General features: G+C 36.9%; 15 protein-coding genes. 9 read left to right on the forward strand and 6 right to left on the reverse strand.

The genetic code is table 11. The annotated features are described in order from the left end of the window. Window positions 1-14: 14 nt before the first annotated feature. The 5 genes from DRF67_RS00500 to DRF67_RS00520 form a co-directional block, all read right to left on the reverse strand. Window positions 15-677: a porin family protein gene (locus DRF67_RS00500; protein WP_115925884.1), complete on the reverse strand. Its 663-nt coding sequence runs from the start codon at window positions 675-677 to the stop codon at window positions 15-17. Window positions 678-1,385: 708 nt separating this feature from the next. Beyond that, complete coding sequence (locus tag DRF67_RS00505; protein ID WP_115925885.1) at window positions 1,386-2,036, reverse strand: outer membrane beta-barrel protein; 651 nt, start codon at window positions 2,034-2,036, stop codon at window positions 1,386-1,388. Window positions 2,037-2,489: 453 nt separating this feature from the next. Then, on the reverse strand, window positions 2,490-2,987 hold the full coding sequence (locus DRF67_RS00510; protein ID WP_115925886.1) for a hypothetical protein: 498 nt from the start codon (window positions 2,985-2,987) through the stop codon (window positions 2,490-2,492). A 140-nt stretch (window positions 2,988-3,127) separates the two neighbouring features. Next, window positions 3,128-3,790: a porin family protein gene (locus tag DRF67_RS00515; protein WP_115925887.1), complete on the reverse strand. Its 663-nt coding sequence runs from the start codon at window positions 3,788-3,790 to the stop codon at window positions 3,128-3,130. A gap of 109 nt (window positions 3,791-3,899) precedes the next feature. Further along, a complete protein-coding gene (locus DRF67_RS00520) occupies window positions 3,900-4,859 on the reverse strand; it encodes a PhoH family protein (protein ID WP_115925888.1) in 960 nt (319 codons plus the stop codon). 132 nt (window positions 4,860-4,991) lie between these two features. On the opposite strand from DRF67_RS00520, the gene DRF67_RS00525 reads away from it, so the two are divergent. The 7 genes from DRF67_RS00525 to rplI all read left to right on the forward strand — a co-directional run bounded on the left by DRF67_RS00525 (window position 4,992) and on the right by rplI (window position 11,202). Continuing rightward, entirely contained in the window at window positions 4,992-5,819 is an 828-nt protein-coding gene (locus DRF67_RS00525) for an SAM hydrolase/SAM-dependent halogenase family protein (RefSeq protein WP_115925889.1), read from the forward strand. Between the two features lie 63 nt (window positions 5,820-5,882). Next, window positions 5,883-7,190, forward strand: coding sequence for a dihydrolipoamide acetyltransferase family protein (locus DRF67_RS00530; RefSeq protein ID WP_115925890.1), 1,308 nt, complete (start codon window positions 5,883-5,885; stop codon window positions 7,188-7,190). Window positions 7,191-7,605: 415 nt separating this feature from the next. Then, window positions 7,606-8,955, forward strand: a complete 1,350-nt coding sequence (locus DRF67_RS00535) for a chloride channel protein (protein WP_115925891.1) — start codon at window positions 7,606-7,608, stop codon at window positions 8,953-8,955. Window positions 8,956-8,966: 11 nt separating this feature from the next. Next, the gene (locus tag DRF67_RS00540; RefSeq protein ID WP_115925892.1) at window positions 8,967-9,725 is read left to right on the forward strand and encodes a hypothetical protein; all 759 of its coding nucleotides are present in this window, start codon (window positions 8,967-8,969) and stop codon (window positions 9,723-9,725) included. A 131-nt stretch (window positions 9,726-9,856) separates the two neighbouring features. Then, the gene (gene rpsF, locus DRF67_RS00545; protein ID WP_115925893.1) at window positions 9,857-10,198 is read left to right on the forward strand and encodes a 30S ribosomal protein S6; all 342 of its coding nucleotides are present in this window, start codon (window positions 9,857-9,859) and stop codon (window positions 10,196-10,198) included. 32 nt (window positions 10,199-10,230) lie between these two features. Next, a complete protein-coding gene (gene rpsR, locus DRF67_RS00550; RefSeq protein WP_034706728.1) occupies window positions 10,231-10,533 on the forward strand; it encodes a 30S ribosomal protein S18 in 303 nt (100 codons plus the stop codon). A 165-nt stretch (window positions 10,534-10,698) separates the two neighbouring features. Further along, window positions 10,699-11,202 (forward strand): 50S ribosomal protein L9, encoded by a 504-nt coding sequence (gene rplI / locus DRF67_RS00555; RefSeq protein WP_115925894.1) that lies wholly within the window; start codon window positions 10,699-10,701, stop codon window positions 11,200-11,202. 69 nt (window positions 11,203-11,271) lie between these two features. On the opposite strand, the gene DRF67_RS00560 is transcribed toward rplI, so the two are convergent. Then, window positions 11,272-12,075: a helix-turn-helix domain-containing protein gene (locus DRF67_RS00560; RefSeq protein WP_115925895.1), complete on the reverse strand. Its 804-nt coding sequence runs from the start codon at window positions 12,073-12,075 to the stop codon at window positions 11,272-11,274. Between the two features lie 214 nt (window positions 12,076-12,289). On the opposite strand from DRF67_RS00560, the gene DRF67_RS00565 reads away from it, so the two are divergent. Both DRF67_RS00565 and DRF67_RS00570 read left to right on the forward strand, forming a co-directional pair. Further along, complete coding sequence (locus DRF67_RS00565; protein WP_115925896.1) at window positions 12,290-13,546, forward strand: TolC family protein; 1,257 nt, start codon at window positions 12,290-12,292, stop codon at window positions 13,544-13,546. A 5-nt stretch (window positions 13,547-13,551) separates the two neighbouring features. Next, window positions 13,552-14,598 carry an HlyD family secretion protein gene (locus DRF67_RS00570; protein WP_115925897.1) on the forward strand — a complete coding sequence of 349 codons (1,047 nt, stop codon included), beginning with the start codon at window positions 13,552-13,554 and terminating at the stop codon, window positions 14,596-14,598.

Genomic DNA, 14,598 nt, shown 5'->3' on the forward strand with positions numbered 1-14,598 from the left:
GGTTGTTAATTGAATTATTTAAATTTATATCCCAGTCCGATCTGTAAGAAATTCATCTTCATTTTTTCATCATTTTGAGGATTCTTGATCATATTCGTCAAACCAAAACTGTAACGTGCATCTACAAACAATCCTTTGTAAACGCTATAATCAGCACCCAGGAACAGTCCGAAATCTGTAGATTTTAAATTATCATCCAAAAACTTCTCTACATATTTTTCTCCCTGACTGATTCCCGCAGGATCTACCATACCGGCATTAGGCCCACTCATCTCGAATTTCACTTTATTATTGGTTTTAAAGCTTACATATGGACCAGCATAAATACCCAGTTCAGGGGTTGCATAATATCTTGCCGATACCGGGATTATAATTCTGTTCAGATTGAGCTTTTCAGTAACCTTAATACCAGGCATTGACACTTCTGCCTTCCCACCCAGATTAGCGTACTCCAATTCACCCTGAATAGCAAATTTACTATTGAATTTATGTTCAACCAAAGCACCTACGTAAAATCCAGATTTTGATTTTAATCCGCCTTCTATTCCACCCATCTCAAAATCATCTTCGTTGGTATTCAATGTTGATAAAGCATATCCTGCTTTTACTCCGAATGTAATTTGTGCATGCATTCCAGCAAATAAGATAATTGCTGATGCCATAAAGATTTTTTTCATGATTTATTATATTTATTTAAGAATGTCTGCAAAAATAAGGTTTTTACGGACTGCCTCTGATTTTTTTACCTGATTATTTTGTGAATATATATTTAGTTCCTTCTCTATCTCTTTTGAGAGGTTTCCATATCCGGACCCATCGATCACAGCCTCAATGGGCTAGTTTTATATTAACCTGAGTTCATATTTTTCAACTTACTACCAATACCTTCTTTGAATTAAAATAAGTTTTAGCTAAAGCCAATGAACCATTTTTCACTGTAGGCGAACGGGCTAAAGTACATTCCTATTGAATACTGTTGCCAAGAATAAACAGAATTTGAAGCTATGAAAATTGCAGGTACACCTCCCATCAGCCTACGAAATCGGGAGCATTAAGAAACCATTTAATGCTCGCCGATTCAAATTAAAATAAAAAATCAGAGGCAAAATTAACATTGAGTACGTTAAAAAATTTCTACTGCCAGAGCAAAATGTAGCACTGATTCCAATTCTATGACATCATCTTCTAAAGCTGTTAGTGTACATGCTTTCTGTATCGCTTGTCCTGAAATCTATACAGTCCTTTTGGAAATCCGGGCATCTGAAAATCAGAAAGTGCAACGGCACCCGCCAACAGGCATTTTTTCATGGTTACGGTTTTGAGCTATTCACATAGAAAAAAGCCCTGAGAAGATCTCAGGGCTCTGTTGCTATATGCTTTGTTTATTATTTTGCAAATACATATTTAACTCCGAAAGTTACAGCTGATAAATTCAATCCGAATTTATAGTTGTTTACTCTTTCAGCTCCGTCAACATCTACTTTAGAAGTATTGTATCCGAATTCACCAATAGTAGCTTCAATAGACCAGTTTTTGTTTAGGAAATAATCTAAACCTGGCTTAATGTTAACTCCGATTGAAGTGAAGTTGTTTTTAGTAGAAGAAGACGTAGTAGTAGTACTTCCAGCAACTGTAGTAGTAGCAGTCTCCTCATCTTTATTCTGACCGAATACCATTGGCACTTCTAATTGACCAAAGATGTATAATTTGTCAGCTAAAGTCCAGTACTTTCTTACAAAAGGAGCAACAACAAATCCAGATACAGTTTCTTTTGAATCGATAGTACCCAGTGGAGAAGTTGTAGTTTGCTTTGTATTATCATTTTGGTAACCAACTCCTAAACCTACAGCTAGGTTAGTGTTTACAAAATATCCTACAGTAGGAACCACTTTAAAGCTTTCAACTTTAGTGTCATTGTTGTTATTTTCAGTTTGAGAATAACCAACTTGTCCTGATAAATATGTAGTACCTTTAGCAATCTGAGCGTTAGATAAACCGAAAAGTGCAACAGCACCCGCTAATAATATTTTTTTCATTTTTAAAAAATTTTAATACTTTCTGGAGGCAAATTTACTGTGGTAGTCACTAATATTAAAATTTGTTAATGTGATTAATATCATTGCAGGATTCAGGTGTTTTACAAATAAAAATTTTATCTACAATAAGTCTTTGAGTTTTTCACATTATTATGAATAAAAAAACATCAATTTATCAATCAGATACGGATATACTTAACTTTTTTAATTTGGTCATTTGGCCAAAAATTTTACAATTTTGTCAAATCCGGCTCATTGAATTAACTTAAAATATTAGTATTTAAGTTATTAACTGTTAAAATCTAAACATTTGTTTATAATCCAGTCTTTAATTTCTCTTCTAAAAGGTCTATCTATGGCTGATTTAGAAGCAGAACTCAGATGTAGTAGGTAGTCTCATAAAAAAACTCCGGCTTTTCAGCCGGAGTTCTATTGTTATTCTGTAATTTCTTCTTATTTGATAAAGAAGTTGTATCCAAGGTTAATAGCACCAACATTCCAGCTATAAGTACCCCATCCTACTTTTTGACGGTTGCTTATAGACTGGTATCCCAGGTACAATTCCCCTTTAGACATCTGGTACCCGAATTTTGGCTGAGCGTAGAATCCTCCGTCCATACCATCTTTGGTAGAAATTCCGTATCCTAAATCTAACCCTACAAAGATAGGAGCACCTGTAAATTTGTATTTACCAGACACCGCTACAGGAATAAATCCGAAATCATCAAAGTGATCTTTTCCGAAGAAATGAGAGTATCCTGTCGTCACTCCGAGGTCCAGACCTTTAGTGATATTCCACATATAAGCAGCATCTACTCCTAATGTAAATGAAGATACATCACTTGCATCAGATACAGGAACACCAATATGTCCACCAATTTTAAAACCTTCCTGAGCTTGAGCAGCACCTCCTAAAAGTGCAAAAGCACCTAGTACTAATAGTTTTTTCATTTTTTTTAGTAGCTTTGAATTAAGGGCCCAAAATTACTAATAATTTTCATTATTCAGGCAAAGTCAATACGGTTATTCTCAGGTAACAAAAAAACCGGACAAATTGCCAGGTCCTTATCTTATTTATCTAATCAATACCATTAGTTTCCTCCAAACTTGAAACCAACACCTACCTGGATAAAACTGTTAGTCAGCTTCTCGTTACCTTCAGCATGTTTGGCAAGGTTAGAAACACCAAGGTTATATCGTGCATCAAAAAATAATCCGTTCTCCAGTGCATACTCAGCGCCGATGAAAGGGGCAAGGTTTAAGGTATTCACCTGGTCTTTGATGTCCACTTCCTGGTCTGCGTCAAGCTCAAACAATGGCCCTAAACCAAAATCAGCAGAGAGTTTTTCTTTTGCAGAAAGGATAAGACCGACACTTGCACCCGCCGAAACAGACAGTCCTTCCGTAATGAAATACTTAGCAGATACAGGAATCAATAACGTATGAAAAGTCTGTTTTGCTTTAAAGTTCAGGAATGTAGTCGGGTCCTCAGGATCAGCAGCCTCTATATTTACCCTACCTCCCAGTGGAGAATATAAAAGCTCTCCCTGTAGGGCAAATTTGTCACTTAGCTTATACTCAGCGATTCCACCGATGTAAAAGGTATGCAGGGGATCAGAAGTCTCAGACTGACCGTCACCTTTCGCTTTAAGAGTAGAGTATGAATATCCTGCTTTAGGACCGAATCGAAATTCCTGAGCATTCATGGAAATTCCCAATACAGCTACCGCTGCAACAAGTAAAAGTTTTTTCATTGTTAATTAGTTTTAAGGATTGCAAATCTAATTATTTTTTTCAGATCTCCAAATGTTAATAAAACAATTAAGGTTAATGAAAGGTTAACAGAACTTTTACCGTTGTATTTTAATCATTTCTCAGTCTTTGCTCCTCATCGTTATAGGCCAGGATAATCTTTCTTACAACAGGATGCCTTACGACATCTTCTTCTGTAAGGTGTACAAATCCGATCTCCTTCACTCCGTTCAGAATTCTCATGGCTTCTTTCAATCCGGACTGTTGGTTTTTCGGAAGGTCAATCTGGCTGGGATCTCCCGTAATGATAAACTTGGCATTCATTCCCATTCTGGTCAGGAACATTTTCATCTGGGCATGCGTGGTATTCTGTGCTTCATCAAGAATTACAAATGCATCATCCAGCGTACGTCCTCTCATAAAAGCCAGCGGTGCCACTTCAATTACTTTTTTCTCCATAAACCCCTCCAGCTTCTCATGTGGAATCATATCACGCAATGCATCGTATAGAGGCTGTAAATACGGATCCAGCTTTTCTTTTAGGTCACCTGGTAAAAACCCAAGACTCTCCCCTGCTTCTACTGCCGGTCTTGTAAGGATAATTCTTTTGACCTCCTTATCCCTCAATGCTCTTGCTGCCAATGCCACACTGGTATACGTCTTACCGGTTCCTGCTGGTCCGATGGCAAAAACCATGTCTTTTTTCTCAGTCTCTTTTACCAGTTTTTTAAGATTGGTAGTTTTGGCTTTGATGATCTTACCATTGACTCCTTTTACAATAATATCCTGGTCAAAGATCAGCTGCTTTTCGCTTTCGTCTTTAATATTGAGAATATTTTCAACATCTTTCAGCCCTATTGAGTTGTTTTTAGAGATAAAACTTACAATATCATTCAGTTTTTGTTTCAGTATATCCAAAGCTTCCTGATTTCCCATGGCAAAGATAAAATGATCTCTTCCTGTAATTTTAATGGTTGGGAAACTTGATTTTATTAAGTTGAAATATTGGTTATTAACTCCATAGAAGATTTTCGCATCGATATCTTCCAGATCATATGTCAATTCAAACATGCAGTATTTTTATTTTTAGATTTTAAAATTAAAGCTTTTTTTCAAATTTATATCAAATTCTTTTCAACAATATTTCGGGCTTTCTTTTTATTTTAAATAACTTTGCAATACCAGACTATTCTAAAATTGCTCATGTCAATTATTACCCTTACTTCGGATTTCGGAAATTTAGATTACAGAGTTGCCGCTGTGAAAGGTAAAATTCTGTCTCTAAATCCTGAGGTTAATATTATTGATATAACCCACGATATCCAGGCATTCAATCTGATACAAACCTCGTACATCGTACGAAATGCTTATAAATATTTTCCAAAAGGCAGCATCCACATTCTTTCTGTGGACAGCTTTTACCATAGATCAAGAAAAAACATCCTTTACAAGGCAGACGGATCTTATTTTCTGGCAGCAGACAACGGCCTTCTTAGCCTTATATTTTTCGATATAAAGCCTGAAGCGATCTATGAGCTGACGCTGAATAACAGATTTGATGATATTATCGACTTTACTTCGACCGATATTTTTGTACCCGCAGCAGTACACCTCGCCAATGGTGGGCTTCCCGAAGTGATCGGAAGAAAAATAGATTCTGCGAAACAACTGATGTTCCCTAGAGCGGTGTATAATGAGTCTGAAGGCATGATCATTGGGGAAGTTACCTATATTGATAATTTCGGAAATATAATTTCAAATATCAATAAAGATTTTTTCGAGAATATCAGCAAAGGATACAATGGATTCACCATAAAATTCAGAAACCTGAGCCTTTCCAGGATATTTTCAAGCCATACCGAAGTGGTTTCGGATTGGGAAAGGGAAACGGAATACCACGGTCAGTCTGCAGCTATTTTCAATGACGGCCAGCAGCTGGAACTTACGATCTATAAAGGAAGCAAGAAAAACGGCGCTAAAAGCCTGTTTGGCTTGAACGTAGGCGAAAATATCTATATTGAATTCAGCTAAAATTATATATTTCATAAAAAAACCGATTTTTTTTATATATTTGTCAAAATCTAAAAATCAAAAATGGCAGAATACAAATTATTGCTTCCTTCCATGGGAGAAGGGGTTATGGAAGCGACAATTATCACTTGGTTATTCAATGAGGGTGATAACGTAAAAGAAGATGACTCTGTGGTAGAAATTGCAACAGATAAAGTAGATTCAGACGTTCCGACACCAGTTTCGGGGAAAATCGTGAAAATTTTAAAGCAAAAAGATGAAGTTGCAAAAGTAGGTGAGGCCATTGCTATTTTAGAAATCGAAGGAGAAGGCACCGCTTCTGAAGAAGTAAAAACTGAAGCTCCGGCAGCAACCACTCCGGATGCCGATACTTTGAAAACAATTGAGCAGCCATTGCAGCCTGCTGCTTCAACCGTAGAATTTTCCGGAGATCTTTATCTTTCTCCACTTGTAAAATCCATCGCACAACAGGAAAAAATTTCTGAAACCGAGCTGAAATCCATCAAGGGAAGTGGTTTGGAAGGAAGAATTACCAAAGAAGATATATTGGCCTACGTTTCCAACAGAGGAAGCCAGCCCGTTCAGCAGACAGCTCCGGTACAGGCAGCTTCTACTCCACAACCGGCACCATCTGCTCCGGCAGCGACAATTCCGGTAAGTGCAGGTGATGAGATCATTCCAATGGACAGAATGAGAAAGATCATTGCTGAAAACATGGTAAAAGCAAAACAAATTGCTCCACACGTGACTTCTTTCATTGAAACAGACGTTACCAACGTTGTAAAATGGAGAAATAAAAACAAAGCGGTTTTCGAAAAACGTGAAGGTGAAAAACTTACTTTCATGCCGATTTTCGTCAAAGCTGTTGTGAAAGCAATCCAGGATTTCCCAATGATCAACGTTTCTATCAATGGTGAAAATATCATCAAGAAGAAAAATATCAACATTGGTATGGCCACTGCCCTTCCGGACGGAAACCTTATTGTTCCTGTCATCAAAAATGCTGATCAGCTCTCTCTTTCCGGTCTTGCAAAAGCAATTAATGACCTGGCTTACAGAGCAAGAAACAAAAAATTAAGACCTGAAGACACTCAGGGAGCAACATATACCATTTCCAACGTAGGAAGCTTCGGAAACCTGATGGGTACACCGATTATTCCTCAGCCTCAGGTAGCCATTTTAGCAATCGGAGCTATTGTTAAAAAGCCTGCAGTTCTTGAAACGGCTGATGGTGATGTGATCGCGATCAGAAACTTAATGTTCATGTCTCACTCTTATGACCACAGGGTGGTAGACGGATCTTTAGGCGGAATGATGCTGAAGCATGTTCACGATTATCTTGAAAACTGGGATCTGAATACAGAAATCTAAGAAATAGGTAACGGGCAAAACTATTTTTTGCCGGTTCCAATACAAAGCCTTCGATTGATTCGAAGGCTTTTTTATTGAAAAAATGTAATTATTACTGTATACACAGGAGATTTGTCAACGATACAACAGAACATGACTTCCTTATGACAGAGGTACATCAATTAAATAAGCTGCATTTGTGACAAAAAAAATCAACAAAATAGAAATCTCCTTAATGACATTGAAAAATCAGATTCGTTATACAAACCTAAAAAAAGCGATTTTTATTTTACAAATAATTTAAAATATATAGTTTTTCATGTAAAAACATCAATTCTAGATCATCTATTTTAGATTATATGGACTTTTTTGGAAGTTTAAGTTATTAGTATTACATTTAAAAACAATTAACGTTTAAACTTTTCCCAACACACAAATGCTGAAAATCTTTATTCTTCTACGCAAATCCATCAAAAACTCCTTTGACAATATCCGGAATGAACAGCTGAAGTACAATCTTCTTCAGGCTATTCCCTTTTGGATAGGGTCTGTGATCACAGGCTTTTTTGCCGTTATGTATGCCCAGATCTTCGCGTGGGGTGAAAACCTGATGATTTTTATCCTCAACTGGCATGCCTGGATGATCTTTATTATTGCGCCCATAGGATTTGTCCTCTCGTGGTGGTTGGTCAAGGAATTTGCTCCCAATGCCAAAGGAAGCGGTATTCCGCAAGTAATGGCCGCTGTAGAGCTGGCCAACCCCAAGGAACACAAAATGATAAGAAGCCTCCTGAGTCTTAAGATTATTATTTTTAAAATCATTTCCTCCGTCATACTGGTTATCGGAGGTGGCGCTGTAGGTCGCGAGGGTCCCACCATTCAAATTGCCGGCTCTGTTTTCAGAAAGGTCAATGAGTATCTACCGGAATGGTGGCCGAAAATCTCCAAGAAAAATATGATCATGACCGGAGCAGCTGCAGGACTTGCGGCCGCCTTCAATACTCCCCTGGGAGGAATTGTATTTGCTGTCGAAGAACTTTCAAAGACGCATATCAATTATTTTAAAACCGCTTTATTTACCGCTGTTATTATTGCAGGCTTAACTGCTCAGACGTTGGCCGGATCGTACTTATACCTTGGTTATCCCAAAACAAATGATGTTTCTTTAATGGTCATGTTTCCCATTATCCTTGTCGCTGCTACGGCCGGGATCCTTGCAAGCCAGCTTTCTGTGATCATGCTGAAGATCAGTGCATGGAAAAAGAAAAGACTAAAAACAGATAAAGCCAACATCATATTCCTGGTTGTATGTGCGCTGATCATTGCTTCGATTGCTTACTTTATCAATCGGGAAATCCTCGGCTCCGGAAAAGAGATTATGGAACGCGTTCTCTTTACTAAGAATAAGCATGAAGACTGGTATGTTCCTATTTTAAGAATGCTGGGCCCTGCCCTGTCATTTACTTCGGGAGGCGCAGGCGGGATCTTTGCACCGGCACTTACGGCAGGGGCAAGTATTGGATCTGTCATTTCCGGAGCGATCCACTTAACCCCCCATGAAACGAATGTTGTGATTCTTGGCGGCATGGTTGCATTTCTTACCGGTATTACCAGAGCACCATTTACATCAGCAATTATTGTATTGGAAATGACCGACAGGCACTCACTGATCTTTCACCTTATGCTTGCCGGTATGGTTTCTTCTATTGCTTCGATCTTAGTAAGCAGACATTCTTTATATGATGTACTGAAAATCAACTTCTTAACAGAAATAAGAAAAAACTAAAACTAAAAACTATGTCACTAAACAAACCATTTAAGAAAATAATTAGGCCATTTATTGATGATAATTATTTACGATCAATTGGAAACACTTACTTATTAGACTCAGATTATTCAAATGAAAGAATAAGCTCAATTAGAGCATTTCATCTAATAGTACAGGATTATCTCGACATTCTTGATTATATTGAACCTAATGACAGTAATAAAAAAGTATATTCTCACAGAATATATGAATTATTTCTAAGAACTTGTACTGAATTCGAATCTAATTGTAAATCTATATTAAGTTCAAACCAATTCTCAAAAGCTCCCCGAGATTGGAATATTACAGATTATTTTAAAATAAATAAAGCTTCAAAATTACATGAGTATAAAGTTCAATTAGATATTTGGGGATCTACATCCAAGCTTTTAGATCCTTTTCAAGAATGGAACTCAGCTACATATGTTTCACTACCTTGGTATAAGGCATATAATAATGTAAAACACAATAGAAATAATAATTTTCATGATGCGAGTTTAGAAAATTTAACACTAGCATTATCTGGCTTATTTACAATACTATTTTCTCAATATTTTTCATTTTCTTTTGATCCATTTCAACTGAATACATCTTTTACTGAAGACCAAGGCTTTCTAAGCACTTCAAAAAATATTTTTAAAATTCAATTACCAACCACATGGATTAATAGTGAAAAATATGATTTTGATTGGAATACCTTAAAATCTACGGCTGATAAATTTGATAACTTTAATTTTGATGCAATTTAAAAATACTTAATATGGGATAAAAACTCATGATCTTACAAAAGAATAATATTAGTTCCACCACTACGCTTGTATATAACAAATATATTTTATACTTTTGCACCTCGAAATAATTAATAAATTCATTTAACATTATGAACAATTACGAAACTGTTTTCATTTTAACTCCCGTTCTATCTGAGTCACAGGTAGAGGAAGCAGTGAACAAGTATGTAGATCTTATCAAAGAAAAGAACTGCGAAATCGTTGCTAGAGAAAATTGGGGACTTAAAAAATTAGCTTACCCTATCCAATTGAAAAAGAATGGGTTCTACACTTTAATCGAGTTTAAAGGTGAAGGTACTGTAGTAGCTGACTTAGAATTAGCATTTAAGCGTGACGAGAGAGTAATCCGTTACCTTACTACAAAACTTGACAAGCATGCTATTGAGTACGCTGTAACGAGAAGAGCTAAAGTAAAAGCAGCTAAAGCTTAATTATTAACCCTATTTTTTAAAAAAGACAAGACATGGCAATAGATGAAATGGCTAAACAAGCCTCAGCTGGAGGAGAATCAGAAGTAAAATTCCTTACTCCACTTGATATCAATACAAAATCTGAAAAGAAATATTGTAGATTCAAAAAATACGGAATTAAGCACGTTGATTACAAAGATGCTGATTTCTTATTACAGTTTGTAAACGAGCAAGGTAAAATCTTACCAAGAAGATACACTGGAACTTCTTTAAAATACCAAAGAAAAGTTTCTGCTGCTATCAAAAGAGCAAGACACCTTTCTTTACTACCTTACGTAGCTGACTTATTGAAATAAGACAAAAAATAAATAAAAGAAGAGGGCAACCTCTTCTTTTGTTGCTGAATAAATAAAATTAATTCTAACGATTTTTAGATGAAAGGAAAGAAATAATTTCTAAGACATCCGTCTTTTTTCTTTTTTCTTTTTTCTTTTCTCTAAAACTAAAAACGGACAACAACAATGGATATCATCCTAAAACAAGACGTAGAAAACTTAGGACTTGAGTTTGATACAGTAAGCGTAAAGCCAGGTTATGCTAGAAACTTTTTACTTCCTCAAGGAATTGCACTTTTAGCTACACCTAAAAACAAAGCAGCTCTTGAAGCTACTTTAGAAGCTAGAAAAGAAGAAGAAGCTAAATTAATCGCTGCTGCTAACGCGGTAGTTGATCAATTAAAGAAAACTTCTATCACCATCCCTGCAAAAGTAGGTTCTGGTGATAAACTATTCGGATCTATCAACAATGCAGATCTTTCTGATGCTCTTGCTAAAGCTGGAGTTTCTGTAGAGAAGAAATACATTAAAATTCCAGGGAACACAATCAAGAGAACTGGTAAAGTAACAGCAAACATCAGATTACACAGAAACGTTGAGTACAATTTCGAATTCGATATCGTATCTGACGCTCCAGTTGTAGCTGCCCCTGCTGCTAAGAAAGAAGAAGTTAAATCCGAAGAAGCTTAATTAATAAGCGACTGAGAATTTCTCTCCATACAACACCACTTCATGTATTTGAAGTGGTTTTTTTTGTACCTAACGCTCCCCTCTCAACTTATTCTGATATTCGGTGGGTGCTATTCCAATTACTTTTTTGAAGATATTACTGAAAGAAGACAAACTGTTGTACCCTACCATCATGGCAATCTCGTACATATTATATTTACCTTCCAGCATCAATTCAAGAGACCGGGTAATTCTTAAAGCCCTCAGAAAACGGACATAATTCATTCCCAAAATCTCTTTAAACCTCCGGGAAAGGGTTCTGGTGCTCATTCCGAATTCTTTGGCGGTAGATTCGATACTAAGTGGTTTTTCAAGATTAGCATGAATATATCGTGCGATCTTCAGCAATGTTTCATCTTTTGGAAAAGGATGTTGTATCGGAAATGCCAGATGTTGATGTTTTTTCTCCTGCAAGACTCCCTTAAGAGCTTTGAGAAAATAATATTCAGAAGTATCATTTTTTGTGATTTTCCCATTCCATTCTTTGGTATGTAAAATCATTTCCCGCAGCAGGTTGTTGACGGAATAGATATTAATTTCATCAAAAAAGCCATTCTCATTTTCTTCTTTTTTAAAGTAAAAATTATACAGATCTACTTTTGGGCTCGTCGAAAAAATATAATGGGGTGTTCCTGCTGGAATCCACATAAAACATCTTGCCGGAAGGTACCAGTGCTTTAGATCGGTAAAAACATGCACAATACCGCCTTCAGCATATACGAGCTGGGCCGAGCTGTGATAATGAATCTCTGTTGTAATATTTCCTGTAAGTACATGATAAATGTAAAATTCAGCATCTTCTTCTTCTACTTCACTAAAATGACTGTTATTCATGAAATAAAGATACTAAGATTTTTTATATTGGCGTAAATGAACAAATCTTTTTCTGTTTTCACAAATCATGTCCGGCTCCCCACCGCGTACCTTTGCAATATCAAAATCATTTTAGCAAAAATCCTTTAATAAATTTATGAATATGATATTTAACGCATGCCGATATCAGTGCATAGCGTTGTGCCTTTTATTGAGCAATTTTTTTCATTCACAGATGATAGATTACCGGCATCTAGGCCTTCAGCAGGCCGTGGAAATCGGTCTAAAAAACAACAAAAACATTCAGATAAGTCACCTGAAACAGGAAATGTCCGCAACCAGAGAGAAAGATCTTAAAATGGAAAAACTTCCGGATATTGAGTTTCATACAAGCTATAGCCAGGTAACAAATCTTTTTCAGTATCAGGATGGCGTATTCGGTCAACCTACAAAATATAATGCCATCAACGGAATGTATGATTTTACGCTATCGGCATCCATTCCGGTGTATATGGGTGGTACAATAAAAAATACGGAAAAAAAAGCGGCAATAGATACAGAAATTTCAGCCCTTACAACACACATGGATGAGAGACAGCTTAAGATGGAGATCATTACCGCTTTTTTACAGATTCATCATTTGAAGGAACAGCAAAACCTTATCCAGGACAAAATGAAAGAAGATTCTGTGAATATAAGACAGGTAAAAGTCCTAAAAGCTAACGGAGTGGTTACGGTAAATGAAGTCCTGAGAACATCATTACAGCTTTCCAATCATAAAATGAGCTGGACGGAGCTTAATAATGACATCCAGATTGCAGAACACAAACTGAAAACGATTCTTTCACTCCCTGAAGACCAGGAAATGCATGCTGATACGGAAGATCTGATTTCTGATAAAGCATCCATCCCCCATATTGATGAGCTGACAGAGACCGCTTTACACAAAAATGAATCGGTGGAAATCACCCATAAAAACCTCTCTTTAAAAGAATTGGACCAGAAAATCACCAAAGCCAATTATCTTCCAAAGATAACAGCCGGTGGAGAGTATTTCTTAAAGTATCCGAACATGATGTTTTTTCCTCCGGAGCCTTATGCATACCGTTTAGGAATGATTGGGGTAAATCTCACCTATCCCATCGGAAACCTCTACAAAAACAAATACAGAATGCAGGAAGCCAGAGAGAACATTAACCTGGCAAAACTTCAGATCGGGGAAAATGAAGAAAAGATCAGGCACAACGTCTATCAGGCATATAAAAAATTTGAAGAAACCGACCAAAAGGTAACCATCGCTGAAGAAGCCATCGTACAGGCCAAAGAGAACTACCGCATCGTGAGAACAAAATATGCAAACAAACTAAGCCTGATCACGGAGCTTATTGATGCGGACAACACCTACCTTGAAGCCGAATCCAACCTTATTTCCGTAAAAATTAACAGACAACTAAAGTATTATCAACTCCAATATACGATTGGAAACTTATAAAAACTATGGCAAAGAAACAACTGACACGAAAGGAAAAAAGAATCAACAGGGTAATCAGCCTGCTTGCCTGGATCCTGATCATCTCCGGGATTACAGGAATGGTAAGTTTTTACCTTTTTTCAAGAAAAAATGTTACCACCAATGATGCACAGATCGAACAGTACATTACACCAATTTCCAGCAAAGTATCCGGATTTATCCAAAAGATCAGGTTTGATGAAAATCAGTTTGTACACAAAGGGGATACTTTGATTGTCATAGATAACAGGGAATTTGTCAACCAGATACAAATGGCAGAAGCCAGTCTTCATGCCACTACTGAGAATATAGCAACAATCCAGAGCGGTGTCAGTACAAAAGAAAGCGATACAAAAATTATCGATGCCAAAATTGCTTCGGCAAGAATTGACATCTGGAAAAATGAACAGGATTTCAAAAGATACAAAAACCTGTTGGCTGAAGATGCCGCTACGGAGCAGGAATTTGAAAATGTAAAAGCTTCTTATGAACAGTCAAAGGCCAATCTGCTGGCATTGGAACAACAAAAAAATGCAGTGAGAGCAGGAGCCAGCGAACAGCAGACTAAAGTGGCACCTGCCAAAAGCCAGATCCGCCAGAGCTCAGCCAATTTGAATAATGCCAGGCTTTTCCTTTCCTATACAGTTATTACAGCTCCTTACGACGGCTGGGTAGGCAAAAAAACAATCCAGGAAGGACAGCTGATCAAGGAAGGACAGGCATTGGTGCAGATCGTAAGCAAAGAAAAATGGATTATAGCCAATTACAAAGAAACACAGCTTGGGCTGATCGATCAGAAGCAGGAGGTCATCATCACCGCTGATGCCTATCCGGGAATCGAATTTAAAGGAAAAATTCTTTCTGTATCTCCGGCTTCGGGATCCCAGTTTTCTTTGATAAAACCCGACAATGCGACCGGAAATTTTGTAAAAATCGAACAGCGGTTTCCTGTTAAAATCATCCTTGATAATAATAAAGATAATGAAAAGCTGCTTTCCGGAATGAACGTCCTCGTAAGCGCGAAGAAGATTTAG

It is taken from the genome of Chryseobacterium pennipullorum, from assembly GCF_003384725.1.
GTDB lineage: Bacteria > Bacteroidota > Bacteroidia > Flavobacteriales > Weeksellaceae > Chryseobacterium > Chryseobacterium pennipullorum.